The 25,895-nt window shown below is 32.9% G+C and carries 40 protein-coding genes; 2 read left to right on the top strand and 38 right to left on the bottom strand.

Annotation, left to right across the window (positions count from 1 at the left end; genetic code table 11):
• Positions 1-21: 21 nt before the first annotated feature.
• Entirely contained in the window at positions 22-237 is a 216-nt protein-coding gene (locus ACPWSR_RS12720; protein WP_426348605.1) for a CsbD family protein, read from the bottom strand.
• A 252-nt stretch (positions 238-489) separates the two neighbouring features.
• Here ACPWSR_RS12720 and ACPWSR_RS12715 point away from each other — a divergent pair, with 252 nt between their 5' ends.
• On the top strand, positions 490-741 hold the full coding sequence (locus tag ACPWSR_RS12715; protein WP_426348604.1) for a kinase to dihydroxyacetone kinase: 252 nt from the start codon (positions 490-492) through the stop codon (positions 739-741).
• 100 nt (positions 742-841) lie between these two features.
• Here ACPWSR_RS12715 and ACPWSR_RS12710 read toward each other — a convergent pair whose 3' ends face one another.
• The 6 genes from ACPWSR_RS12710 to ACPWSR_RS12685 form a co-directional block, all read right to left on the bottom strand.
• Entirely contained in the window at positions 842-1,822 is a 981-nt protein-coding gene (locus ACPWSR_RS12710; protein ID WP_426348603.1) for a serine hydrolase domain-containing protein, read from the bottom strand.
• Between the two features lie 11 nt (positions 1,823-1,833).
• Complete coding sequence (locus ACPWSR_RS12705) at positions 1,834-2,913, bottom strand: GNAT family N-acetyltransferase (protein WP_426348602.1); 1,080 nt, start codon at positions 2,911-2,913, stop codon at positions 1,834-1,836.
• A 136-nt stretch (positions 2,914-3,049) separates the two neighbouring features.
• Entirely contained in the window at positions 3,050-3,508 is a 459-nt protein-coding gene (locus tag ACPWSR_RS12700; RefSeq protein WP_426348601.1) for a GNAT family N-acetyltransferase, read from the bottom strand.
• 41 nt (positions 3,509-3,549) lie between these two features.
• Positions 3,550-4,032, bottom strand: a complete 483-nt coding sequence (locus ACPWSR_RS12695) for a GNAT family N-acetyltransferase (RefSeq protein ID WP_426348600.1) — start codon at positions 4,030-4,032, stop codon at positions 3,550-3,552.
• Between the two features lies 1 nt (position 4,033).
• Entirely contained in the window at positions 4,034-4,216 is a 183-nt protein-coding gene (locus ACPWSR_RS12690) for a hypothetical protein (RefSeq protein ID WP_426348599.1), read from the bottom strand.
• A complete protein-coding gene (locus ACPWSR_RS12685) occupies positions 4,213-4,704 on the bottom strand; it encodes an NUDIX hydrolase (protein ID WP_426348598.1) in 492 nt (163 codons plus the stop codon). Before ACPWSR_RS12685 ends, ACPWSR_RS12690 begins: the two co-directional genes overlap by 4 nt.
• A 493-nt stretch (positions 4,705-5,197) precedes the next feature.
• Here ACPWSR_RS12685 and ACPWSR_RS12680 point away from each other — a divergent pair, with 493 nt between their 5' ends.
• Positions 5,198-5,911 carry a DUF3592 domain-containing protein gene (locus tag ACPWSR_RS12680; RefSeq protein WP_426348597.1) on the top strand — a complete coding sequence of 238 codons (714 nt, stop codon included), beginning with the start codon at positions 5,198-5,200 and terminating at the stop codon, positions 5,909-5,911.
• 84 nt (positions 5,912-5,995) lie between these two features.
• Here the strand turns inward: ACPWSR_RS12680 and ACPWSR_RS12675 are convergent, their stop codons facing one another.
• The 31 genes from ACPWSR_RS12675 to ACPWSR_RS12525 form a co-directional block, all read right to left on the bottom strand.
• Positions 5,996-7,162 carry an iron-containing alcohol dehydrogenase gene (locus ACPWSR_RS12675; protein WP_426351384.1) on the bottom strand — a complete coding sequence of 389 codons (1,167 nt, stop codon included), beginning with the start codon at positions 7,160-7,162 and terminating at the stop codon, positions 5,996-5,998.
• Positions 7,163-7,229: 67 nt separating this feature from the next.
• Positions 7,230-7,724, bottom strand: a complete 495-nt coding sequence (locus tag ACPWSR_RS12670; RefSeq protein ID WP_426348596.1) for a GNAT family N-acetyltransferase — start codon at positions 7,722-7,724, stop codon at positions 7,230-7,232.
• Positions 7,725-7,728: 4 nt separating this feature from the next.
• Positions 7,729-8,178 carry an NUDIX domain-containing protein gene (locus ACPWSR_RS12665; protein WP_426348595.1) on the bottom strand — a complete coding sequence of 150 codons (450 nt, stop codon included), beginning with the start codon at positions 8,176-8,178 and terminating at the stop codon, positions 7,729-7,731.
• Between the two features lie 20 nt (positions 8,179-8,198).
• The gene (locus ACPWSR_RS12660) at positions 8,199-8,708 is read right to left on the bottom strand and encodes a GNAT family N-acetyltransferase (RefSeq protein WP_426348594.1); all 510 of its coding nucleotides are present in this window, start codon (positions 8,706-8,708) and stop codon (positions 8,199-8,201) included.
• Positions 8,709-8,737: 29 nt separating this feature from the next.
• Positions 8,738-9,148, bottom strand: a complete 411-nt coding sequence (locus ACPWSR_RS12655) for a GNAT family N-acetyltransferase (RefSeq protein WP_426348593.1) — start codon at positions 9,146-9,148, stop codon at positions 8,738-8,740.
• Between the two features lie 181 nt (positions 9,149-9,329).
• On the bottom strand, positions 9,330-9,896 hold the full coding sequence (gene cobC / locus ACPWSR_RS12650) for an alpha-ribazole phosphatase (RefSeq protein WP_426348592.1): 567 nt from the start codon (positions 9,894-9,896) through the stop codon (positions 9,330-9,332).
• Between the two features lie 207 nt (positions 9,897-10,103).
• Positions 10,104-10,319, bottom strand: coding sequence for a hypothetical protein (locus ACPWSR_RS12645; protein WP_426348591.1), 216 nt, complete (start codon positions 10,317-10,319; stop codon positions 10,104-10,106).
• A 183-nt stretch (positions 10,320-10,502) separates the two neighbouring features.
• The gene (locus ACPWSR_RS12640; protein ID WP_426348590.1) at positions 10,503-10,745 is read right to left on the bottom strand and encodes a hypothetical protein; all 243 of its coding nucleotides are present in this window, start codon (positions 10,743-10,745) and stop codon (positions 10,503-10,505) included.
• A 131-nt stretch (positions 10,746-10,876) separates the two neighbouring features.
• Entirely contained in the window at positions 10,877-11,824 is a 948-nt protein-coding gene (locus tag ACPWSR_RS12635; protein WP_426348589.1) for a hypothetical protein, read from the bottom strand.
• Positions 11,825-11,906: 82 nt separating this feature from the next.
• Complete coding sequence (locus tag ACPWSR_RS12630) at positions 11,907-12,092, bottom strand: hypothetical protein (protein ID WP_426348588.1); 186 nt, start codon at positions 12,090-12,092, stop codon at positions 11,907-11,909.
• 58 nt (positions 12,093-12,150) lie between these two features.
• Positions 12,151-12,675 carry a GNAT family N-acetyltransferase gene (locus ACPWSR_RS12625; RefSeq protein WP_426348587.1) on the bottom strand — a complete coding sequence of 175 codons (525 nt, stop codon included), beginning with the start codon at positions 12,673-12,675 and terminating at the stop codon, positions 12,151-12,153.
• Positions 12,676-12,711: 36 nt separating this feature from the next.
• The gene (locus tag ACPWSR_RS12620) at positions 12,712-13,203 is read right to left on the bottom strand and encodes a GNAT family N-acetyltransferase (RefSeq protein ID WP_426348586.1); all 492 of its coding nucleotides are present in this window, start codon (positions 13,201-13,203) and stop codon (positions 12,712-12,714) included.
• A gap of 65 nt (positions 13,204-13,268) precedes the next feature.
• Positions 13,269-14,210: a GNAT family N-acetyltransferase gene (locus ACPWSR_RS12615; RefSeq protein ID WP_426348585.1), complete on the bottom strand. Its 942-nt coding sequence runs from the start codon at positions 14,208-14,210 to the stop codon at positions 13,269-13,271.
• A gap of 57 nt (positions 14,211-14,267) precedes the next feature.
• The gene (locus ACPWSR_RS12610; RefSeq protein WP_426348584.1) at positions 14,268-15,167 is read right to left on the bottom strand and encodes a sensor histidine kinase; all 900 of its coding nucleotides are present in this window, start codon (positions 15,165-15,167) and stop codon (positions 14,268-14,270) included.
• Between the two features lie 12 nt (positions 15,168-15,179).
• Entirely contained in the window at positions 15,180-16,028 is an 849-nt protein-coding gene (locus ACPWSR_RS12605; RefSeq protein WP_426348583.1) for an ABC transporter permease subunit, read from the bottom strand.
• Positions 16,021-16,935, bottom strand: a complete 915-nt coding sequence (locus ACPWSR_RS12600; protein ID WP_426348582.1) for an ATP-binding cassette domain-containing protein — start codon at positions 16,933-16,935, stop codon at positions 16,021-16,023. The genes ACPWSR_RS12605 and ACPWSR_RS12600 overlap by 8 nt, the downstream gene beginning before the upstream one ends.
• Before the next feature lie 88 nt (positions 16,936-17,023).
• Positions 17,024-17,689 (bottom strand): response regulator transcription factor, encoded by a 666-nt coding sequence (locus ACPWSR_RS12595; RefSeq protein WP_426348581.1) that lies wholly within the window; start codon positions 17,687-17,689, stop codon positions 17,024-17,026.
• Positions 17,690-17,783: 94 nt separating this feature from the next.
• The gene (locus ACPWSR_RS12590) at positions 17,784-18,257 is read right to left on the bottom strand and encodes a M50 family metallopeptidase (RefSeq protein ID WP_426348580.1); all 474 of its coding nucleotides are present in this window, start codon (positions 18,255-18,257) and stop codon (positions 17,784-17,786) included.
• Between the two features lie 41 nt (positions 18,258-18,298).
• Positions 18,299-18,937 carry a Type 1 glutamine amidotransferase-like domain-containing protein gene (locus ACPWSR_RS12585; protein ID WP_426348579.1) on the bottom strand — a complete coding sequence of 213 codons (639 nt, stop codon included), beginning with the start codon at positions 18,935-18,937 and terminating at the stop codon, positions 18,299-18,301.
• Positions 18,938-19,008: 71 nt separating this feature from the next.
• Complete coding sequence (locus ACPWSR_RS12580) at positions 19,009-19,293, bottom strand: hypothetical protein (protein ID WP_426348578.1); 285 nt, start codon at positions 19,291-19,293, stop codon at positions 19,009-19,011.
• 77 nt (positions 19,294-19,370) lie between these two features.
• A complete protein-coding gene (locus tag ACPWSR_RS12575; protein WP_426348577.1) occupies positions 19,371-20,279 on the bottom strand; it encodes a hypothetical protein in 909 nt (302 codons plus the stop codon).
• A gap of 165 nt (positions 20,280-20,444) precedes the next feature.
• On the bottom strand, positions 20,445-20,957 hold the full coding sequence (locus ACPWSR_RS12570; protein ID WP_426348576.1) for a GNAT family N-acetyltransferase: 513 nt from the start codon (positions 20,955-20,957) through the stop codon (positions 20,445-20,447).
• A gap of 190 nt (positions 20,958-21,147) precedes the next feature.
• Positions 21,148-21,711: a hypothetical protein gene (locus ACPWSR_RS12565; protein ID WP_426348575.1), complete on the bottom strand. Its 564-nt coding sequence runs from the start codon at positions 21,709-21,711 to the stop codon at positions 21,148-21,150.
• A gap of 57 nt (positions 21,712-21,768) precedes the next feature.
• Positions 21,769-22,308 (bottom strand): GNAT family N-acetyltransferase, encoded by a 540-nt coding sequence (locus ACPWSR_RS12560; protein ID WP_426348574.1) that lies wholly within the window; start codon positions 22,306-22,308, stop codon positions 21,769-21,771.
• A 64-nt stretch (positions 22,309-22,372) separates the two neighbouring features.
• Positions 22,373-22,822 carry a GNAT family N-acetyltransferase gene (locus tag ACPWSR_RS12555; protein ID WP_426348573.1) on the bottom strand — a complete coding sequence of 150 codons (450 nt, stop codon included), beginning with the start codon at positions 22,820-22,822 and terminating at the stop codon, positions 22,373-22,375.
• Between the two features lie 76 nt (positions 22,823-22,898).
• A complete protein-coding gene (locus ACPWSR_RS12550; RefSeq protein ID WP_426348572.1) occupies positions 22,899-23,639 on the bottom strand; it encodes a class I SAM-dependent methyltransferase in 741 nt (246 codons plus the stop codon).
• An 89-nt stretch (positions 23,640-23,728) separates the two neighbouring features.
• Positions 23,729-24,235 carry a hypothetical protein gene (locus tag ACPWSR_RS12545; RefSeq protein WP_426348571.1) on the bottom strand — a complete coding sequence of 169 codons (507 nt, stop codon included), beginning with the start codon at positions 24,233-24,235 and terminating at the stop codon, positions 23,729-23,731.
• Positions 24,236-24,318: 83 nt separating this feature from the next.
• Positions 24,319-24,870, bottom strand: coding sequence for a shikimate kinase (locus ACPWSR_RS12540; protein ID WP_426348570.1), 552 nt, complete (start codon positions 24,868-24,870; stop codon positions 24,319-24,321).
• Positions 24,871-24,915: 45 nt separating this feature from the next.
• Positions 24,916-25,074, bottom strand: a complete 159-nt coding sequence (locus ACPWSR_RS12535; protein WP_426348569.1) for a hypothetical protein — start codon at positions 25,072-25,074, stop codon at positions 24,916-24,918.
• Between the two features lie 82 nt (positions 25,075-25,156).
• Positions 25,157-25,303 (bottom strand): hypothetical protein, encoded by a 147-nt coding sequence (locus ACPWSR_RS12530; protein ID WP_426348568.1) that lies wholly within the window; start codon positions 25,301-25,303, stop codon positions 25,157-25,159.
• 224 nt (positions 25,304-25,527) lie between these two features.
• Positions 25,528-25,890 (bottom strand): VOC family protein, encoded by a 363-nt coding sequence (locus ACPWSR_RS12525; RefSeq protein WP_426348567.1) that lies wholly within the window; start codon positions 25,888-25,890, stop codon positions 25,528-25,530.
• Positions 25,891-25,895 lie beyond the last annotated feature (5 nt).

Raw genomic sequence — 25,895 nt, 5'->3', positions numbered from 1 at the left:
ATTGCATATATAGTTTGATCATTAAATAGAGCTCCTTCTATCTAAGCCGGTAGACCAATCATCAAATTCTCTTTCAGCTTCTTCTTTGCTCTTTCCGTACTTTTCTTGAATCTTTCCTACTATAATGTCTCTTTCTCCATTTAATTGATCTAATTCATCATCAGTAAACTCGCCCCATTTTTTCTTTGCTTCACCCTTGTATTGATTCCATTTACCTTTTAATATGTCCTTATTCATATAAATACCTCCTTAAGATATATTAGCTTCTTTAAGTTATATTATCCTTATGGTAGCTTAATCTATTCATTGTCACAACGGTTTTTGGAACAAATTTACACCTTCTAAACTAAAAGTTTTTATTGTTATTATTCCGTTTTTATTATCTTAATAATTACTCCTGTACGTGCTTAATCACTCAGATATAAATTTAGTTTGAAAAATATGTCACTTTGGTATACTATAATTTAAAAAGATATAGGAGAGTGTACTATGGTTGAATATATATATGATACTCAATTATTAATAGAAGGAGAGAATCTCTCTGAGGATGAAATCAATGATTATATAACAGCTAACATCGAAGGAGACTGCCTCCTTGTGGTTGGCGATGAGGAGCTTATAAAAATTCATTTCCACACCAATACTCCATGGAAGGTTTTAGAGTATGGTGCATCTATAGGAGAGCTTTTTGACGTGGTGGTTGAAAACATGGAAAGGCAGGCTAAGGGGCTGAAGGGCTAGTCCATCAGCTTAAGAATGATTAATGTTTACTTTGCCGTATAATTTAAGGGAAGTCAAATGACTTCCCTTTGTTAAATTTGAAAAACTAACCTTTCATAATTCAAATCTCAATAGCTTTTAAAATAAACTCTTTGAAATAGTATAATGGCCTTAACGTATTGTTATACATCCTGCTTGTAAAAACAACTACTAAATTAAACCTTGGCACAACTATTATATATTGACCGCCATACCCCAAAGCAAAATAATAATTTATTTCTAAGCCATTATTGTTAAATGATGATACCCACCAATGATATGCATAATGCCCAATATCGTCATAAGTCTTATATAATGCGGTTGTAGATTCTTTTATCCATTCACTTGATATTATCTGTTTATCATTTAAACATCCATTATTTAAGTACAGGTTTCCAAACTTCAACATATCATAAGAGATAAGTCTTAATCCATCTGCTCCAAGGCTAATTCCCTGTCTATCGTTATACCATTTAGAATTGCATATTCCAATTTGTTTAAAAAGATGCTCCTTGGCATAATTATGAGCACTCATACCTGTTAGTTTTTGAATAATAGCAGATAATAAATGAGAGCAACCTGAATTATAATTCATGGCTTGTCCAGGACTTACAATAATTGGTCTCTCTAATATAAATTTAACTATGTCATTACTGTATACCATAGGTGAGAAACAGTTCCACTCACCAAATTCAGGCCAATGAAATCCTGGTGTCATGGTTAATAAATTATATATAGTAATTTCTTTCAATCTCTCATCAGTTTGCTCATTAATTATATCACCAAAGAAGTCAGTAATTGGCATATGAACACTTCTTATTAAGCCATTATCAACTAAAGTTCCTATCAATGCAGATACAATACTTTTAGTGCATGAGTTAATTGTTTGAAGACTCCCTGAGATCTTGCTGTTCTTATAAAATTCAAATATCAAAGAATTATCTTTTAGTATAAGACAACTTAATATTTTCTCTTTTTGAATTTTCTTTTTTAACTCATGGAGAATAGTTTCATTCATTTTTTTATCTTCAGGATTATTTTGATCAAAATAAAACTCACACATAAAATCTCCTATTAATGATTAATCCTTTTAATATAAATTGGATCTTGATTTTTATAACCAACTTCAGAAGTTTTAGTAAAGCCACATTTCTCCCAAAATTCTTCAGCAATATCAGTAGTTAAATATATTTGTTCAATACTCTTACCTTTAAGAATTTTTTCAATATGAGTAAACAGAAGCTTTCCTAAGCCTCTTTTTCTATACTCTTTTTCAATATAGAATTCACGGATAAAGCCAAAGCCTTCCTTCTGGCACCAATCACTTCTTGGATCATCTATTTGGTAAATAATAAAGCCTACTGTTTTTTTATTTATCTTAATCAAATAAAGAGGCGAAACTTCTCCTTTGGCCGCTTCAATTATTTCTGAACATATCCCTTCAATTTTAGAGTATTTCAGTTTAATCAGACAGTCATTTAAGAAGTATGAATTAAACATACTAACAAATGACTCATAATCACCTTCTTCAAAAGCTTTGATTTCTATATTACTATCCTTATCTAATTTGTCCCTCTTTACAGGACTAATTGAAACTACACTATCAAAGAAATCTTCTCTAGTAATTTCGTAGTCAACAGCAGTTCGCCAGTTTCCTAGCTGATCTTTCCATGCATTTTCTTGTATTCCAATTTTCTTTGCTCCAATTTTAGCTTCATAGACGTGCTGAGCTCTTTTATTTTCAAGAGTTGTATCCCATAGAATTTTCTTTATAGGAAACCTGGTATTAATAGCTTCATCAGTGAAAATAAATTCAAAGAGCATGGTAATAATTTTAGGTCCATAGCCTTTGTTCTGATAATTAAAGTCACAGATCTTCCAGCCTGGATAAGCAGCATCATCATCATTTATTTTATAGTTCAATTCGCCTACAGGCTTGCCATCAATTTCAATAATACAAAGCTGACTTAGTTTTCCTTCCCATCTATTTATACTATTAATCGTGTCCTCTAAAGATTCTCCCAAGCCTTTAGGAAAACCTGCATGTTCCATAACCTGTCCATCATTCCACCAACGATTTAACTGAGCTGCATCTTCTATAGTAGCACTTCTAATCACAATATTATCCTTTTCGATTCTCATACTTTCCTCCATTTTTTTATTGGAGGGTTTATAGGTTGTGCACCCTCCCTACACTCTTGGCTATAATTTTCATCATATTAACCACTTCCTTTCCTTATTCTTTCTATGAAAACGCCTTAGCGTTATAGACTTAAGTTAACCAGAGGCTTTATTTTAAATGTGCTTTTAATCTAATTATATATTTGCACTTCTTTTTCTCTCCTATTTTATATAGCTCATGATTCTTGGGAACATCCATAATACCAATGAATTTAGCGCCACTGTGTTCACAGGTTTTTCTCGATGCTATATTATCTGGATTGCAGGTTATAATAACCTCTTCCATCCAGTGCTTCTTTGCTAATGACAATAATAACTTACAGGCCTTTGATGCATAATGATTTCCTCTGAAGGTTTCATAGATTACGTAGCCTATATTTCCACCGTATTCAATATTCTTATTATAGCCTATACGAAGATCGCATACGCCTACCTCTACTTCATCCTTTCGCCTTACAATTTTGAAATAGTATGCAGGAACATATCCTTTGGCTATGTTTTCATCGGCAGTCTTATATAAACTTAAATAAATCTCTTCATTTTTCAAAGCACTGGTATCAAAGAACATTTTACCCCTCCAAGAAACTTCAGAATATAATGTAAACAGCTTTATTTAAAACTTAATTCGTAGTAAGCTAAGGCCTCATCATCATATAAATGCTTAAATCCCAATTTTTCTAAAATGTGTTTGCTTCTATTATTTCTATGTACTGCATCTGCATAAATAGTCTTAAATCCTAATGTATTTATTGCATAATCAATAATCAATTTCTCTGCTTCTGTACCGTATCCCTTGCCCTTATGTGAATCATTAACTAGACAAACACTTAAAGTTCCACACAATTTTTCTCTATCTATTCGCTTTATTTGGATTTCACCAATAGTCTTATCATTAAAGGCTATTGCAAAGAAAAGCCTACTCGTATCTAAAACTTTATTTTGATAATATATATCTACTTTTTCCTTATCATAAGCATAAACTTCATAGGTCATAGCAGAGTCAGCCACATAATCTTTAAAAAAATCATGACATCTTTCTTTTGTATATGGAACTAAAACTATCTTCTCTCCTTTTACTTCCAGTTTAACCACCTCATTTACTGCTTAATAGCTTGCCAAAAGAGTATATAAATCCCCATATTCCAAGCATAACGAACATTGAAGAGAATTCCACTAATTGCATGCTGAGGGAAAAAGTCAAAAAACCAACGATTGCACCTAAAATATATATTTTTTTCATTGTACCTCTCCCGTTCTTATCTGTACTTTTATTCACCTCAGTGAATTTAAATATTTCTCCAACCTCATTTTTTGAGCTTGTACATATTTCATTGTATCAACGAAATTTAAAAACTCTTCCTTGTTTAACCATAAAAATGATATTGTTTCCCCTTCTTGCAGCATTATAGACTCCTTAACACAATTTGTTTCACATATATAGCCATGATATAGGGTATGTTCACTGATATATCTGTACATTAATTTTAAATCCTTTGCATCTATTCCCGTTTCCTCTTTAAGTTCTCTTAAGGCCGCCTCATATGAGCTTTCTCCTTTTAATGCACAACCACTAGCAGTAGCTTCATATAATCCAGGATAGTTTTTCTTATTCCAATCTCTCTGCATTAGTAAGTACGTTCCATCCTTATGCTTTACTAACACTTCACATACCAAATGATATAAATCCTTAGGTATCTCTCTTCCTCTAACTAAATCACAGCCCGCAATAGTTCCATCTTCTCTATAGGCATCCAATATCTCCATTTATTATCTCCTATATATGTTCATTTATATTAGTTACAATAGGATAGTTGCTTATTGTCTACAATTTCAAATCTTCATGGTACCAACCGATAAAAGGGAAGATTATTATAAAAGATATTAATAGCAGTATAAAACTAATCTTTTTTACCTTACCCATAAGATACTTCTCCCATTTATTTCAATATTTGTATAATAATATTATACCACCTTATAACCTAAATATTTATATATAAATTGAAAAACTAACTTCCGTTTATAATCCTAAACTGAAGTTAGTATTGCAAAGTATCTGATATAATGAATTGATATTTTCTAAATATTTTTTATTTTAATATTATCTATATAATTTCTTATGTAGACTTAAGCCAATAATTATACAATATTATAAATTATGTGATAATATTGTATAATTATATTAGTCCATTTTAATAAGATATAATTCCGATAAATTCTATTTGATTGGATAAGAACAAAAGTAAAGAAGGGAATTCACATGAAATTAAAAACCAAAATAAATATGCCATTAACTTTGAGTGTAGGACTAGTAGCTATCACTATTATATGCGGATTATTTTTACTATTTTTTGGTATATTAGAGACAATTGACTATAATAAAACCATAAAAAATTACAAAAAGGTTGATGGGTATCTTTTAGATTATATCTTAGAATCAGAAGACAAATATGATTCCGTTAGAAAAAAACATACTTCCGCCACATATAAGCTAATATATAATTATTCAGTTAATGGACAGGAATACAAGGTTTCAACGGATTATAGTACAGGCATCCTTCCTGAAATCGGAAGTAGAAAAGAAATTTTCTATAATCCTAATAATCCTGAGGAAGCAATAATAGTTGGTCCTAATAGACATAATATTATGTTGTTTATCGGTGCTATGTTTGCTGGTATACCTTTGCTTTTAGGAGCATCTATTTTTTTCAGTACAAAAGAAAAAAAGAAAAAAAACTCCATTGATATAGCTGGGATTGTTTCAGGCTTGATTCTTATAGCTTTTAGCTATGGAATGATGTATATGGCAGCAGGAGAATATACTATTCATGGGATATGGGAGTTTTATGTAACCTCTTTCGCATTTCCATTATTGATCCTGCCTATATTAACTTTTGCTGGAGCTTTTTTATGTGTAAAAAGCATTTTCTTCCCTGAAAGAAAGAAAATAAGCCGTAAGAAAAAGAATAGATAATAATTAAAACCTTCATTAACTTATTCAACATCCAAAGTAAAAAGCCACAACTCTGTGGCTTTTTAAACTCCTTATAGCTTATCTTCATAAACACATTCTAAATATATTTTCGATATCATGCTGATTCAATGGTCTAAATCCAGGAATTGTTTCATTCATGCAAGCTTTCCTCGCCATGACAGGAAAATCTTCTTCCTTAATTCCCACTTTGGTAAATGTATCATCCAATCCTAATTGATTGAAGAGAAAATCACTTAGTAATTGAATACTTCTCTTTGCTATGTCCATAGATGGAAGCGTTGGATCAATTCCAAATACATTTACACCAAACTGCACATATTTAGATACGGTTGTATCATCGAGACAATACTCCATCCATCTTGGTGTCAGAATCGCCAGGCCCAAGCCATGGGTAATGTCATAGAATGCAGAAAGCTCATGCTCCATGGGATGGCAGCTCCATGCCTGATCTTTTCCCCCATCTACAAAGCCATTAATAGCCCAAGATGAAGCCCACATTAGGTTTGCTCTCGCCTCATAATCATCGGGTTTTTCTAGTGCAATGGGTGTATATTTAATTACTGTTTTCATCAGACCTTCCATAACACAATCAAGCATATAAAGATCCTGATTCATATTAAAATACACTTCTATGATATGGCTTAAAATGTCTGCAGCACCACAGGCAGTTTGGTATTTACTTACACTGTAAGTAATTGTAGGATCAAGGAAGGATACCTTAGGCTGAAGCAGTGGGTCCATACGACCAATTTTGTCCTTGGTTTCAAGATTACTTATAACTCCCCCTGCATCCATCTCCGAGCCTGTGGCTGACAGTGTTAATACTGTGATAAGAGGCAGTGCCTTTTCAACAGGAGCCCATTTACTAAAGAAATCCCATGGATCATGATCAACATATGCTCCAGCCGCCATCCATTTGGAAGCATCCAATACGGACCCTCCACCAACAGCAAGGATTACATCAATATTTTTCTCCTTACAGATTTTTGCTCCAGCTCTTACAGAGTCAATTCGTGGGTTTGGTTCAATTCCTGAAAGCTCATATACTTCCAATCCAAACTTATTCATCTCTGCCATAAGAGTATCATACAGGCCAATCTTCTTGATGGACCCACCACCATAGGCCATCAACACTCTTTTTCCGTATTTACTAAGTTCTTCACCTAAATGTCCAAACTGATTTTCTCCAAAATACACCCGAGTTGGAATGTCATAAACAAAACTATTCATCATTTCATCTCCTTTTTTAAAATAAATCAGTACTACTAGAACAAAGTATACTATACCCGCAAAGGATCTAAAGCAGCTTTGCCATATAAAACTCATCAATAAATTCTCCATTGACAAGCATAGACTTCTTTTTAACCCCTTCAATGACAAAGCCATTTTTCTCATAAAGCTTCTTAGCTATATGATTAGTACACACTACCGTTAATTCAAGCCTTGTTATGTTTTTTGCTCTTGCCCATAAATCCAATCTTTTAAAAAACTCACTGCCAATCCCTTGTCCTCTGTATGCCTCTCGTATTCCCACCACTATATAAGCTGTATGCTTTATCCTATTAGGTCCACCTCTTTGACCAGAGAGAAATCCAACAATTTGCTTATCCTCTTCTGCAACTAATAATAGAGCTTTCCCTTCTATGGAGTTCTTTATAAGATTATTAATTGAATTATCATTCCTAACTCTTTCATTAGGCTCGTACATCATATAGCTTGTCTCTTTGTCCAGCTGAAACTGCATTTGCCAAAAGGCAGCTGCATCACTATATTCAATTTCTCTTACAATCATTTATCTATTCCTCCATGCTTTCATCTCCAAGATAGACTATAGTCTCTTCCCCATTATACAAGTTCATTATCTGCTTTCTTAATCTCGAAGGATATAAAGGCTCATTTATAAGATTTTCAATAGATAGCCAATCATAGCCTATTTGGTTACAGTCACTAATGATTTCAGCACCCTGGATTTCACTGATATACTCACATAAAAATACTAAATCAACTCTATGAAAGGACTCTCCCCTTACTCCTTCAATTACAAATTCAAGGGACTTTGGTTCAACGATATATCCGAATTCTTCTTTAACCTCTCTTATAACAGCCTCTTCTAAGGTTTCTCCAGATTCCTGCCCTCCTCCAGGCATTATGTAGAAGATATCTCCCTTATCATTAATTTTAGTTGCCAGCATTTTACCGTCCTTAATGATCAGTGCCTTTGCAGAATTGCGTATTCTTCTTTCCATAGCTTATTCCTTTCATGGTTTTACTGATTGTCACTTGGTGTGATTCTCTCCTTCAGATCATACTCCATAACTACCTCGTCCTCATCTATTACTCCCGTATGTTTAAATCCCATCCTTAGGTAGAAATCTCGTGCTCTTTCATTGCCCTCTATATAGCAAAGGATTATCGAAGCATACTTGTTTTCATATTTTATTATGGATAACCAAAGATCCATGGCTACCTTCCCGTAGCCTTTTCCTTGATATTGTTCTGCTATCATAAATTCTTCTAAAACGCATAATAATCTATGATTTTCTTCATAATCTCGTTGCATTAATAATCCTATAGGTGTATCCCCTTTATAAATTGGATACACACAGCTATTATATTCTCTATAAGCAAAAGCTCTGGCAAGTATAACCACATTTGAAGGAACATAAGACTGCTGATTCTCCTTAACCTTTAAGCCATTAAATATACGCCAATTATCTGGGGTAATAGTACCTAAACGAATCTCTTCATTTTTTGTAGTGCTTGTATCACACAACATCTTTCCTCCTGTTAATCCACTAGAATTTATTACAATCTCTTCACAAAGAAGTGCTCAGAAAAGCCATCGATTTTATTCTCATAAGCACCCACCTCTTCATAGCCTAAGGAAATATAGAAGTCTCTCCCTTGCCAGTTAAAGGTATCTAATCTGATCATATTGGCACCCAGCAGCTTTGCTCTTTTTTCTATTTCTCGCATTAATAACGTGCCTATTTTCTTACCCCTATAATTCTCATCAACAAATACAGTTGAAACATACAGTATCTTGAATGCAGTCATACAGGCATCTGCCCCAGCTATTACCTTATCATCTTCTATAATACCAATACTTATACTACCCGACATTTTATAGGTTATATGTTGCTTATCATATTCATCTAGGCGTTCTTCAATATAGTCCACCTGATTATCATTAAGATCAATAACTTTATAATCCATATGTTCATCCTCCTTAGTACAAAAATTTTTCCTATTTTACTTATGCGCATTATAGTTATCCAAGCTATAGAATTTATTTAGCTTTCTAGTTAATCAATTTCTGTATCATATTGATTGAAAATAAAAATACTATAAGCTCCAACACAAATAAGCTGAAAGTACAATAAGTCATATAATAAAGCTACCTAAATAAATCAGTATCAATCTCCACAACGGAACCATTATCCGTTTTAAACTTAGTCATTTGATCAAAGGATGTACTAGTTAAATAACATTGTATGCTCATAATTACTGCACTATGGGTAACAATTACAACATTTTCACTATTCTCATTAATAATATTATAGATTGCCATCAAAACCCGCTCTAGCATATCTTGATAGGATTCACCCTTTGGAGTTTTTGTGTATCTTCGTTTTATAAACCATTCTTCATATTCTGATGGATACTTGTCTTTAACTTCTGACCAGGATAAGCCTTCCCATAAACCGAAATTCATCTCCTTGATTCCATCTAAAGTTACATATTCTATATTAGTATTTTCGCTCAGAACTTCAGCAGTTTTAGCTGCTCTCTTTAAAGAGCTCGAATAAATTTTTGAGAAGCTGTAATTCTCGGCCAATAGCTTTTTGCTTAATTCCTCTGCCTGCTTAACACCTATTTCATTTAACTCTATATCGCTACTTCCTTGTATCTTCCCTTTTAAATTCCAATCAGTTTGTCCATGTCTTATAAAAAATAATTTCATAAGTGCATCCCTACCTTTAAAATATGATTCTATTTATCCTCTGTTAACTCCAATATATCTCCTTCTTCAATCAAGCCTTCAGCATACTCTCCACTTTTGAAAATCAGACCGCTCCCTTTAATCTCAAATCGATAAACCTCATCATCATTTACTCTAAGGATTAATTCATTATTCTCCTTACCCCTCTATTATTGCTTTCATTATAGTCTAAGATAGTGGTATAACTTCAACAGGAAAATCTGAAGATGGTATAGGTAGTGGCTGAACTGGTGAATCAGTATTATTGTCAGGTGAAGTATCCTCTACTCTTATTCCTCCTTCCTCTTCAGTTTCTTTTATATCTGGGATATTTGATTTTTTAGGTGCTTCTATTATTACTTTCGTCGCCTTTTCTTTAAGTATATCATTGTTATTATTTTTCATAACAAGATTAATGGTCATAAAGCTAATAAAACCCATAAAAAATATAAGTAAAATATATCTAGCATTACTTGATATTTCAATTAATACCCCTCCTAGAAATACTTATTAAATTGTATTATCTAGCTACATAGTAAATTACTGTTGAACTACTAACAACTATAATACCCTTCATCTTAATTATGATTACTTCTTGAAAAATCCAAACAGATTAAATATAAGACCAACTATTAATAAAGCTGTACCAGCTAAATAAGAAACATAACTAGCAAGATCATTACCAGATATACCTGCATTTAGCAAGGCCACTCCAACTATGCTCAGCTCTAGACCTAATAGCATCAGCTGACCTGAAGTCTTGTTTATTTTCACATTACTTAGTATAGCTATAGTTAATAATCCTGCAGCAATTGCAGTTAATATATCCATAATATTTCTCCTTTTTAAATCATCTTTCCGAAACCTTTACCAATATCCCATCAATCTCCTTATATTCTCGTTCTTTATTTATTTCAATGTTCCCTCTGAAGAAAAGTCGAATAAACTTTAGATAAACACTCTTACGGCTCATAGAAATCAATTTGCCTTAGCCCAATTTCACGGATGTGGTTCAACTCTTTGGCATTCATTACCCCGTACTTAAATAAATTTAGATATTCTTCAGAAACGCTTTGATTAAAAATCAACAAATCATCAGTGTTTATTGTGACAGGTATTCCATGGTCGTATAGCTTTCTAATAGGGTGAGTTGAATAGTTTTCCACGACACGCAGCATAACATTGCTTGATGGACATACATTCAACTGTATCTTATGCTTTGAGAGCCAATTCATTATAAATTCTGACTTTGCAGATGCTACTCCATGGTGAACTTCATCTAGCTCTAACTCTTCTACAGCTTCCATCACATCATCGGCAGTTCCGAATTCGCCAACATGTGCTTTCAATCTGAGCCCATATTCCTTTGCTTTTCTATAAATCTTCTTGAAATTTTTTATGGGCTGCTGATTTTCGACACCGTTAATATCAATAGATTTAAACCAATTGTAGGATAATACTTCATCAAGCCTTGAGAGTTCTTTATCGACATCACATCTTCTTTCAAAGGCCAACTCTGGTAAAAATATTGTATCGGGCGCTATTTGCTGATTAAAGCTTTTCATTTCATATATAAATGCGTTTACATCCATACCTCCGATGGTCATTTGTTCATCAAGTCCAAAACTTGCTGCCAGTACACCAATATTGTCATCTGATGCCTGTACAAATGCAGCTTCAAACCTCTTTATAAAAGGACAACGTTTTCTTATATTTTCATTAAACCATCTATCCATATGAATTAATGATTCAAATGTTGCAGGTGGCAAATCAATTTTCAAATTCAATTTGGAGGAAATATATCTTACATTGCCTCCCTTTCCTAAATGATTGTGCAAATCACTTTTTTCAATTGACCTTATACCACTTAAATCATGATTTTGCAGAAAAGTTTCAAAGAGTTCATTCATAATATTTCTCCTTTGAACTCAGCCATATATAGCAGCTATATTACACTATTAGAGTTATATGCTATAAATACATAAAACCATCCTAGTCAGCATCTTTTTCAATAACAATATATGCTTGTCCTGATATTGTACTATCACTCATAGAGCAGGCAGATATATGCTTAACCTTCCACCCTTCTTCTAAATACTTATTTACCATAGACAACCCATCATTTTCTTTTGAACCTAGCGATTTTTCAAAACTTCTCACCCATATTACCTTTTCCATAATCAATCTCTCCCCTTAAATAGATATAAATTCTATATTCCATACTTATAGTTCCAAGCTAATTAGTAGAATAAAGAACATGTCTCCTTAGAGCATTTCCCTCGGGAACCTTTGGGTGTTCAAATTCCATAACCTTTACCATGCCAATCTTCTTCATTACATTTTGAGAAGGAATATTGATATTAGAAGTAAAACTATATACCTTATTGAAGCCTAATTTATCAAACCCATACTTCAAGCATGCCTTTGCTCCTTCTGTAGCATAACCTTTACCCCATGCTTCATATTTAAGTCTCCACCCAATTTCAATGCAGGGAGTAAATGAAGCTTCGAAGGTTGCTCGATGAAATCCTATAATACCAATGAAGCTGTTATCATCCTTTGCTTCTACTGCATAAAGACCATAACCATAATCAGTGAATTCAGTGATTATTCTGTTGTAAAATGCTTTTGTTTCCTCTTCAGAAAGTAGTGCGGGGTAATACTTCATTACCTCAGGGTCCCTATTCATAATCTGAAATTCGTATAAATCTTGTTTCTTCCAATCTCGGAATATTAACCTTGGTGTTTCAAAATAAATCATACTTTACCTCCTTAGTTAAAAAAACAAATGTATTATTTAGAGCAGCTTAGCCATATAATATTCATCAACATACTTCCCATCCACAACCATGGCATTTTTCCTAATCCCTTCGATGATAAAGCCACTTTTTTCATATAAATGCTTAGCAATACTATTAGAACAAACTACCATTAATTCAAGTCTTGTTATATTATTTTCCCTGGCCCAAAAATCCAATCTCTCAAAAAGCTCAGTACCTATACCTCTTCCTTGAAAATCCTTACGTATTCCAATTGCTATATATGCAGAATGCTTAGTTCTGTTAGATACTCCTCTTTGAGCAGATATAAAGCCAATAATTCTATTATCCTCCTGAGCAGCTAAAAACAGATCTTTGCCCTCTACGGCATTCTTAATAAGATTATTAATCTTATTAGTTTTTATCCTTTCGTTAGGCTCATAGTTCATAAAGCTTGTTTCCTTATCGAGGGCAAACTGCATTTCCCAAAAAGCATCTGCATCATCAAACTCAATATCCCTAATAATCATAATTGTTTACTCCTATATTATTGAAGCTTATTCATAAACTAGTTGTCCTATTAAAATTCTCATAATCAGAACACTTCTATATCTCTGATCATTGTGTAACCGTAAGTAGTAAAATACTTATTCCAAAACCCTCTAGCATTGGGATTAGCTGTCCCATGTTCTACCCAAAGTCTATGAGCATCTTCTTTAGCTAAAATATTAGACACATAATCTAACATGCTTTGGGCAACCATACTTCCTCTATATTTAGGCAATACATATGCTTCACCGACATTATAACAATCAGCTTGTCTATTTATAAAACTATTCCCATCTTTATTTGCAGTAATAATCCCAACTAATTCTTTCTCTATTTCTGATACCACAACTCTCGTATTATTATCCATTAAAAAATCTTTATATACTGCTTCTGTGAATTCAGTACCAGAATAAAAAACAGGACTTTCTTGTAAATGTTTAATTAAACCTTTTAGCAGTTTCCATATTTCCTCCCAGTTCTTCACAACTTCATCCTTTGATAGTTCTTTAATCTTTACATTTGTACTGCATGAAACATCAGAATTAATATAACGAATACCTTCTTCACACTGTATTCCAAACTGCAAAAAAGAAAATAGCTGGATTACTTCAGAGTCATGAGCATATAGTTTGATTTCAAAATGTACCTTTTGATTAATACACAGCTCCTCAGCTAGTTTTTGAAATAACATTGATATTACCTTCACTCTACTTTGCCCCTCTGCACCACAACCACATAATGGAACCATACACCAAAGGGTTCCATCACTTTTTCTTATTTTTCCATAAACTAAATATCCCACTAATTTTTCATTTTCTAGACATAGGAAACCTTTATTATTTTTAAATGCAGCAAACATTTCTTTAGAAATTTCAGCTCTACTGCAGTTATCTATAGCTTCTACCTGTTTACCTTCTGCCATATAACTATTGAAAGCTATATCAACAGCTTCCTCAAAATAGTCCATTTTAGCATTTATAATTTTCATGTATTCGCTCCTTAGATATGATACTAAAATATAATCGACGTAATTTCTGTTCTTGTTTCAGATTTGAAGATCTGGAAAGAGAATATAGATGCTCAATCTATTATTATCATACTTTGCTGATATAGTTCCATTCATTTGCTCAATTAGAGTTCTAGCAATGGTTAAGCCTAAGCCTGTTGATTTTTTAGCTGCTTCAACGGTGTAAAATCGGTCAAACAATCTGCCTACCTCTCCCCTATTCAATCCAGAGGCTGTATTGGTAAAAATAATCTCGCCTGCTTCAGATAAAGTTATATCCAAATCTCCGTCACTATACTTAATGGCATTGTTTATAAGATTAGCAAATACACGAGATAAGGCAGAACCATCAATATTTCGAATTACTTTATCTTCAGGCATTTGAATAATTGGAATGATATTACCTTCGTTAAGTGAAGTATAAAAGGCAGCTATACTTTCTTCTAAAACGCTGTTAATTACAACAGGCTTTCTAACCGCATCACGTTCTTTTGTAATGATCACCGAGTACCGAAAGAGCTCCTCAGTAAGTTGTATTAATATTTCTGTTCGATTTCTAATTACATCAATATACCGCTCAGCTATCTCTGCATTTTCTTCTTGCTTAAGTAAATCCAGGTATCCACGAATAGCAGTTAATGGTGTTCGTATATCGTGAGAGATATTTGTAATGGCATTTTTCAACTCCATATCACCCTGTTGAAAACGATGACGCTCAGTACGAAGTGTACGGAGCTGGATATTTATCGTATTTGCCAATTTTCCCATATATTTATCCTTTGAAGAAATATCAATCAAGGTGTTAGTATCGGTTATGAGCCTGTCGGCAAAGGCAGTTTCGATTTCCCTTGCAGCCTTGTGCATTAAATGTATTTTTAAAAGCAAAGCTATAATAATTGCAGCCATAACACCAATTACATACCATAACCACATTTCCATGTATAAACTCCCTTACTTAATATCTTTTTTCTTAAAAACTAAAAGCCCTATTGCTGTAAGAATTGTAATTTCTACAACTGAAGATAAGAAAATTTTTATATGAGGATTTTCCATCACTTTTGAGCTAGCATATTCTTCATATCTATCGTACATAATCTGAAATTCATAAACTGCTTGTCCATATGGATTAATAAGCAGGAGACCCTGGTGTATTGTTCTAATACCACCCTCTAGGTAAAGTACATTTGGCATAGGTTCGGAATATCCCTCTTCTAGCTCAAAACTATTTGGCATACGCATTTCAGAGTGCTGGAGTTTACTTAATGAATTACTTCCTGTCTCCATAAAAAAGAAAGATAAAGTCAAAAGAATAATCAAACTCACAACTTTAGAGGTATTTACCATTGAAACAAATACCGACAGTGCTGAAAAAATTAACACTGTACAAATACACACAAGATAATATCCAAATAACGTACTAAATGAAAATTCAAATTTCCAACCTCTTATTAGCCCTGCAATAATTATATAAAGAACAGATAGATTAAGCACATTTACACTTGCAAAAGAATGCAGAACAAGCTCCGTCAGGTAGATTGAGTTTCTGGTATGGCCTGTTGAAAGCTTGTTGCGAATAGCTCCGCAAGAATATTCTTCTCCGATAAACTGTGAGATAACAACAGCAGTTCCTATTCCTATAAAAGGTATAGTAGCAAACAGAAAACCATCAATGGTGACTTCATAACCATAATCACTGAAAATTATTTTATGAAGTGGATAAACTATAAATGCAAAGCATTCTATCAGATAAAGTCTGTACTTAAGCAGTCGATGAACCTCAGCAGATAATAATTTATTCACTTCTGCCACCTCCTACAAGGTTAATATAGTAGCTTTCCAGACTTTCATCACGATCCTGCATGGAAATCACTTCGCAGTTTTCTTTTGCCAATGCCGATATAAATGAAGATATTTTCATTTTTGCAAATACATCAACAGTTGTATCAGAAAGGATTTTATAATGAATATTCATTCCGTCAAGTACTCGGGCAAGAGCCTTTGTGTTACTCACTTCCATACGGACGTACTTCTTACAAGCATCATTCAATTCTTCAGCACTGATTTCTTTCACAATACATCCCTTGTCGATAAAGCCATAGTGTGTTGCAAGCTTTGAAAGCTCGTCAAGAATATGGCTTGAAATCAAAACTGTGATCTGCTGTTCACGGTTGAGTTTCAAAATTAGTTCTCTCATCTCAATAACGCCCTGTGGGTCAAGTCCGTTGACAGGCTCATCCAATATCAAGAAATCAGGGTCGCCAACAAGGGCTATGGCAAAACCTAATCTTTGACGCATACCGAGAGAAAAGTTTTTGGCTTTCTTCCTACCTGTATCTTCAAGCCCTACTAATTTCAGAATTTCATATAGTCCGTCAAAGGACGGAAGACCAAGAATTCTATATTGTTGCTTAAGGTTCTCCACTGCCGTCATGTCAGGATACATAGACGGAGTCTCTACAATAGCTCCTATCCTTCTACGTGATTTCACGATATCTTTATCGGTATTTTTTCTTCCATATAGCGTGTAAATGCCAGATGTAGGCTCTTGAAGCCCACAAATCAGTCTAATGAGCGTTGTTTTACCAGCACCATTTTTCCCAACGAAGCCGTAGATAGCTCCTTTGGGAACATTCATAGATAGTCCGTTCAATGCTTTGAAATGCCTGTATTTTTTGCTCAAAGCATCTGTCTTAAGAACATAATCCATAAAGTTAACCTCCTTTATTTGATGCTGATATTCTACCGCGCAACAGTAAAGAAATCGGTAAATATTACAGTAAAGAAATAGTAAAGATTTATTCTTCCCGCAATTTGAAGCCTATTCCCCAAACTGCTTCTATATAATCCTTATCATTTACTTCACGAAGCTTTTTTCGTAAATTGCTTATGTGCATTTTTAGAGAACTCTCTGTACAATCAGGAGTATCCTTACCGATACGATCTAACAACAGGGATTTTGTAATTATCTGCTTAGGGTTTTGCATAAGCAGTTTCAAAATAGCATATTCAGTTCTCGTCAGCTTCATCTCATTTTCATCTATAGTTACAACATGGGTATTTCTATTAAGTGTTATATCATCAAAGGTCAAAACAGAAGCTAATCCAGAGATTGAAGCATTGCGAAGCTGTACAGCAATTCGAGCTAAAAGCTCCTTTGTATTAAAAGGTTTAGTCACGTAATCTGCAGCGCCGCCCATGAGTAAATCAACCTTGTTATCAACATCAATCTTCGCACTTATGACAATGACAGGGATTCCTTTTATCTGAGGAAGCACATCTTCTCCCTTTAAGCCTGGCAGCATTAAATCAAGCAACACAAGATCTGGATTTGATTGAGCTAGAACAAATATCGCTTCAGTCCCAGAATAGGCGCGAGAAACACAATATCCCTCTTTACAAAGTAATTCTTCAAGTACATTTCCCACATATATATCATCATCAACAATCAATATATTTTTCACAATCCTTCATCTCCGCCCAGTTCATAATTTGCTTTCAATCTGCCTATTATCTTTATCTAATACCCAATTAATCCCATGGTAAGTCCTGTAGTTATTAAATATTATAAAACACCACTCCAATAATAAATATATTAATAACTAATATTAAAGAAGAGCTAATGATAGCTAATGTCTTAGATATATTCAATACTCTCCTAACGCCTATAACATCTCCAAAATCAAATGTGCTACCTAAAGTAAAATACAAACTATCAATAACTAAAAATACCATTGATACTATACATAAAAATACTTTGATAAAGCTATTATCAAATAAAGTAAAAACTATTGCGAAAATATATCCCAAGGAATTAGTTATAATATAACCAGCTCCAGCAATTACAGCCCACTTTTTTTCTACTTCATCGGTAAGGTCAGGCTCATTCTCATAAAACACTCGTGTGCCACCCTTATAGGTCAGCCACTGTATCTTTATAACCTTTTCACCTAGTAGCTTTGCTGCTAATACATGAGAAAATTCATGTATTATATGCTGCAAGCCTAGGGCAATTAGTAAGAATGTTAGCATTACAATAATCCTCATAAATATACTCTCTTACATATATAAATTTATAAAACCTTAGTCACATGTCCATTATCTATCAAGAATATATCACCTTCAAACAAGGTATCATTGTCAGTACATATGATTGCCCCCTCATCGCATATCCCATATAATGAATGCTCCTTGGAAAGTTCAAGTAATTCTTCTGATACATTATCTTTATCCAGATGGGGCTCAACGGAAAAGTCAACTAAGCCAAGAGCTTCATATATTTCCTGCTTATCATGTTCACAGGTCAAGGTACATACAGCTGTTTTAGCCATGTTTATTGCTCCTGCACTCATTCCAATAACCACACCTTTATGTTCTCTTATCAATGGTATAAGTCCATAGGCTTTTAAATAACCAAACTGAGTGGGGGTATCGCCTCCAGCAAGCCATAGAACATCGGCAGCCTTTACTATCTCCTGCGCTTTTTCTTTTGATAATCTTCCATCTATTACTTTTACATCATCAAAGGTTATCCCACAATCAGAAAACATATTTAAAAAATGCTTACAGTACCAATCAGTTTTTTCATATATCTTTTCAAATTCAGAAGCTACAAAAACAAGGTTCATACCTGATTTTATATATAACTTTAGCACTCTGCTAAAATCATCTGGAAATCCATTATCAAATCCGCTTGTCAGTATCTTTATCATCTCAACCCCTTTTTCATGTTTGCTTATATTCCTTTACTTAAATAACTATAAGAATGATCATTATATAGAAATTATTTCTTATTTTTTTGTCCTAAAAGTATTGGTGTTATATTAAGTAAAATAGATATAATGGTCAAAACCCACAAAGCCATTTCCATGCTAGGTACTACATCTAATAAAGCCGCCCAATCTTTCACCTTTACCCATCTAGATACAAGACTGTATTCTGCGCAAAGGGTTAATGCTGTAAATGATAATCCCATTGCCATAGCAAGCTTATAATCCTTTCCTGTCTTATACATATAAAGATTGATAAAAGTTGCTATTATAGCAATACCCCCTAATATTATCCACATAATTTAACCTCCCTTATATTTTTGTTTATGTCATATAATTTTATAGAGCTTCATTCTTAATTTGCTTTATTTCTTCTTTAGAAAATACCTGGTACTATATTAGAAATCCATAGCCCCAGTAAAAATGATGCTGTATTTGCGACAGCAGAATACCAGAATGGATGGTGTTTCACTTTTGTTAATACATTTTCACGTCCAACAAATTTACTGTAGATCACTGCCTCTATCACAAATATCACAGCTTCTATCAATACATAAGCGGCTATGAGAGCATATTGACTGATTTCATAATTTACAGAATTTATAAGCACATTATTAATAACATTTAGGAATATGTTTAAGATTACTTGTGTTAGTACATTTGTCAATGTAATGATGACAAGGGCCTTTTTATCACGATACATGAAAATTAATGCAATAAGGATTTCCAGTGCAACTGTAATCAACACACGAGCAGAAAATGATACTAACTCCAAGGAAAAATCATAGGACTCCATTATATTAATAGTCACAGCTTCAGCATCCCTTGATACAGCTATATTTTCAATGCCTGTAACTTCTGCTGTAAAATAAGAATCAAAAGCATATCTTTCAAAAACATTTTCATCCATCAAAAAACTATCGTACTCCGGAAAATATATTAATACCTTAAAAGGACTTGGTGGAAAATAAGTCCATTCAAAAATGTCATCTTCTGAACAGTTTTCCATATAACCTAAGAAATGATAGCCGTCTGCGTCTTCATACTGAGAAAATTTTTGAAAAACAGCTTCATCACCCATATATTCGTTATAGTCTTCTCCTACACTCCAAGGACCTGTTGTAGTGCTCTCTGATAGTAAAGTTACATAATACTCCTCTTTCTCTAATCCATGAAACTCAATCACAACTGATGGCTTGGGTCCAATATCTGCAAAAACACTCATAGAAGGTACAAGTAACAAAAAAAGTATTGCTGCAAATACTATCTTTATACTCCTTTTCACAATGGATCCCCCTTGTATAAATAAATTCTAATAGTACTGGCTCCAGTATTTTTTATGCTCATCCTTTTCCACTTAATCAGTAAGGCTCACAATTAGTTGGTGTAAATTTCTATTCATTGTTTAGTTGAATAAGGAAAGGAATTAAAAACAATTTATTCTCATCTGTTAATCTAAAGAAATGCAATATTTATAAAGATATTCATTTTCCTCTTCATCAAAAATAGTTCCTAATAATTTACCTTTGTTCTTTTCTATAATCTTCTTAGAGGCTGTATTATCAGTATTACAAGTTAAAATCACTTCTTCTAATCCTATCTTTCTAGCCTCTCCCAATGCTAACTTTAAAGCTTGAAAGCCATACCCCCTATTTCTATAATCAGGTGATATATCATAGCCTATATGACCAGCATATTCTACCTCTTGGTGTCTAATTCTCACTACTCCAACCACTTCTTTTTTATCAATTAGCCAAAAGTTTGAAGTTATAACCTCGCCTCGAGATAGGTCGTTGCCATTAGAATAATTGTATAAATTCATTAAATAATCTCGGAAACTTTCTAACGCTTTTTTATATTTATTAAAATAGTATTCATCATTTACTTTTCTGTAAGCTAGGACATAATTTTCAAAACTCTTTTGATAGCTTTCATTAGGCTTAACTAAAATCAAATTCTCCATTAACACTCCCCCAAGAATATATAAATATTCTCTTCTTCATTGTTCCTACCTTTTCCACATTCTTTTATACCCTCTATTTTCCAAATGCTCATTGTAGCCTTCCTCCTGTTTAGATAGTTAGCCTATATAACAACCTCAAGTGAATTTTAACTATTATTTTTTATAGAGAACCATTTTTAAACTTAATGAATTAATTCCAAGTAAATAATTTTTTATTCAGTTTTATTTCTTCTTTGTTTATAACATTATTTTCATCGGTATACTCCAAAATTAAATACAGATCATTGTTTTCAATATCTTTATAATAGATAGCTTCTTGCTTTGTATCTAATCTATCAAATACTTGTATTGACCTATAGGGTTCTATATTCTCCTGGCCTGAACTTATTACCCTACCATTACCATCAATTATTTTACAGGGACCAACGCTACCTAATAAATATGAAACAACCTCATTATTTTTATTTCTTACTTCCATTGAGATATTTTTACTTATTAATACTATTTCATCATTGGAATTATTTCTTAACTGACCATTAGCAAAAAAACATCTTTCAGAATCACTTATTAAAACTCCATCATAAAATTCCCATGTATCTCCTTGTCCATCTAAATAATATATAGCTTTAGCACTTATATTAGACGCATCTTCACGATCTGAAGTGTGGGATTTATTGATTGAGACATAAAAAATACCGATAGTTAGAATAATTGTGATTACCAGTAACAATATTATGAGTTTATATTTTTTCATACTATCCCCCTATCTAATTCGGAATAAAATGCAATGCCATAAAACTCTAGCTTATTGCTAGTTTCTATACTTTCGATAGTAAAAGTAACTATCGCTTTCCATATTGGGTTGTTTATGACTAATTGGTGTTCTTTTTTCAAATAACTCAAAGCCACATTTCTCTGCAAGATGGCAAGAAGGAATATTTACACAATCAATGGTCAATATAAGATACTCTATATCTGATACACTAAAGCACCAGTCTACTAGAGCATTTAAGGCTTCTTTAGTAAATCCTTTGTTGTGGTACTTTTCAGACATAAAATAGGCTACTTCAACTTCATTCAAAGTATCTTCCAGTCCCATACCTACACTACCTATCATTTCATCTGTATCTGGCAATGCAATTACATATCTTTTATTTTCATAAATATCTGTTGAATTTTTCTTTTTCTGATGCCAATCAATATAACTCCAATAGGCTTCTGGAGAATCTCCAATTTCTGTCCAGTCAGCCATAAAGCGAAAAATATCCTTTTCTCTAACAATCCTATAGAGGTTTTCTGCGTCCTTCCTCTCGAAATCTCGAATTATAACATGCTTTGTTTCGATTCTCATAGTATTTCTTTCTCCTATTATTTATAGTACTTATCTACGTTTTTCAAAATACTAGCTATTAAAATTATCTAACCATTTTTACAATATATTCAATCGTTCCTTCTTCCAATTTACGCTCCTCTGTCATTAGAAATCCGCTTTTTTTATAGAATGCAATTGCACCTTGATTCTTTTCTAAAACCCATAAATGATTTATATCAAATTCTTTTTTAGCAAAATCCATCAAGTATGCTCCTATACCTTGATTTTCAAAGAAATAATCAACATATAATTCTTTTATTTCTTTTTGTTCTATATTAATCAACCCCTTTACAAGTTCATCATCATATACCCAAATATTTTTCAACTTACTTGTATCTTCAAGATATTCTTTCGCTAAAGAAAGTACTTGCATTTCTTTAAATGATATTATGTCATTTTTAAATATACTTCGATAACTCATTCTCTTTGTAAATACTAATATTTCTGCAATTCTAGATATATCTTGTTTTATTGATTTTCTAATATATTTCAACTCATTTACCTCGTCAAATTATAAATTTCCTTAAAAAACATCACATTGCTAGTTAACAACATACTAGAATCCTTGATTACTTTACAGCATAAATAGTAAACAATCCTGGAAGCTTTTCATTCTCATAGTTCGGATGCTCATTAAACTCTTTAATTGTAAAGCCTGCACGAATAACTGAATTAATTATCTCGCTGAGAGTATAAAATCTTAAAGAACAATCGGGAAAAGAACTCTGCTCTTTTTCATTAAAAAACTTTTTATAGGCAACAGCTCCATTGAAAATTCTTGAATCAAAATAATCTCCTTCAGTTTGTCCATCAGAATTTATTTTTCTTAATGGATGAAAGTCACTTAATATAAGCTGCCCCTTTGGCTTTAGCAGCTCATATATTGTATTCATGAATATATCTAAATCACTAAAGTAGTGTAGTATACCACCCTCTGTATAAGCCATATCGAATGAATTCTTAAAAATATCCATACTTACTTCACAGAAGTCTCCAACCTCATATTTGATATTTACATCAGCACAATCAGCTAACTCCTTTGCATATCGTTTGTTTTCTTCTGATATATCAAATATAGTTACATCTGCTCCTAAGAGTGCCAGTGGTACTGCTTTTCTACCATTTGATCCACAGACATTCGCAACTTTCATTCCATCGATATTCTTAAAATATTTTTTATGAAGCTTCAATTTTGAAAGAGGGTCAACCTTAAGCTGTTCAGCAATTTCCTCTGGGGTGCCCCTGCTATTCCAAAATTCATAAGCACGATATTCCCATGCAGTTTTATTCTTTTTAGCTTGTTCTCTCATTAAACACCTCAAAAATATATTATTTTATTTCGTAATATAAAAAGATTATGACCTAATAAGTAGTGAAAGTATTAATTAATAGGAATTATTTATTGTTCTTTTTGATAGCTATACAAATTATCTACAGCTCTTTTAAATTCATCATCATTTTTTCCATAACTTGAGCCAACTGCCCAATTTACTTTATTTAAATCATCAGCCAATTTACTAAAAGCGTCCTTGTCTTGGGTATTTACACTATCACTTGAATCAGGGTAATCTCCGTATTTATCATATTCAGACATAATATCTAGTAACAGGTTTAAAGTATCTTCATTTTCTTTTGTCAAATTCCCCATATCTTTACTTACAATCAAAGTTATACCAATGCCTTCAATAACATCCTGAACTTTTTCTAACACAGCATATGAGTTCGTCCAGTTATTATCCTTTTGAAATTGAATAGCCCCCTCAAGCTCAACTAAATTATGTTCAATACCTCTAAACTTTAATGAGTCATATGCTGTATCTAATCTGTCATTATAGGTTTTAATAGTTCCTATAAAAGCCATAAATACTATAACAATTATCATTAAAAGTAATACACTTTTCTTCATACAGGCACCTCATTCACCCTTATTTAAAACTGTTAATACCATCAGTTTTATCAGTCCAACCAAGCTTATCAGATAACTTAGTATCATAAATCAAAATACTCTTTTATCATTTTTGCAACAGCTTCTGCTGATACATTGGAATTATCAATTTTAATATAGTTATCAAAACCTATCTCACCATCATTACTAACACAACGATATTCTTTGTCATCATTGATTAGTCTTTGATTGGATGCTTCAACATCGCGTTTTGATAGCTTATGCTTTAAGCGATTTTCTGTAACATTTCTTAGTAACCTTATTTCTTGAGACGCAAAAAGCTCTACATAATATATTTCAGTACCATTTCTTTTGAAAATATTGGTTACTTGCTCAACATAATCCCAATTAGATTTTTGATCAAAAGCCCACATATATGTGAAGATTAATCCATAGTTATCTGATGCTGCAAATTCTTCAAATATAATCTCCCTCATTCTACTTATTGTTTTCCAATCATAATAACCAAAGATTTCAATAACTGCTTCAATAGTCATATGATTATGAAATAAACGTAAATCTGTAATTTTCATAAGCTCTTGCCCTACTGTCATCTTTCCTACGGCTGCATCTCCAATTAAAAATATTAGCTTCAACTAGCCACCTCCTATAATAGAAACACTCCATTCTAATATAAGCTTTTACTTGCTCATTTCTTTATATATTTGTTCTAAAGTATACAGCCCAGGACTTAACAGTCCTATAATTCCGAAAAAAAACATAAATATTTCCGCTCCAAAAATCCCACCTAACATAAATCCTAAAAAACCCAATACTGCTGAAGCTATTATTAATCCCATACGTCCTCCTGATAACTTAATTATTTGGTAAAAATAATATACATCTAAAGCCATCTCCCCTATGCTTTATATTACTAATTTATCAATCCTCTATATCATCAGTTTTAACTATGAATATAGGGATTAGCATTGCTACTAGCGGAATAGCACTTTTAGTTACATATATAGCTATTGAAACTGCCGCACCTACTGATATCCAAGCTATTGCATAAACTGTATTTCTTTTCATCTCTGCCTCCTTAATATACATTAAAATGCATCTAGAATTAATTTACATTTATTATTATATTTACCATTATATCAGAGTTTTCATTAGTCATAAAACCTTATTATTGCTGTACTAGCATTAAATTTCTAACCAATATAAAAGAGACAGATTAGAGAATCTTTCAATCCTCTCATCTGTCCCATGCAGATAATTCTATAGAAGAAGCTTAGCTTAAGCTTCAGCTTTTACTGGTTCTCATATTCCTTGTCTAGGTATTCATAGAAGCCTATGGTGTTTCCCCAAGGATCTGTTAGGTCAATCCATTTTACAGGGACAAACTTCTTGATGGAAACCTCTATGGTTTCATCCTGGAGGGCTGACCTGAGTCTATCCCTTTCAGCTTCGATGTCATGGACACCAATGCGGATGAGTAGTCCCTTGCTCTCCTCCTTGCCCTCTGCCATCTGAAGCCAACAGCCCTTGAAAGGTTGCCACTCGGCAGAGCCTGGATGGGGAATTCTATCGGGAGCCTTGTTAAGTACAGCACTGTACCATTTCACTCCCTCTTCTATATTGCCTACCTGTACCTTAACTGTCATTTCAAACATGATTA

The organism is Alloiococcus sp. CFN-8 (assembly GCF_049943125.1).
GTDB lineage: Bacteria > Bacillota > Clostridia > Clostridiales > Clostridiaceae > JAEXZL01.
The sequence above is the reverse complement of the archived record's forward strand: the minus strand, read 5'-3'. Positions and strand labels throughout refer to the sequence as shown.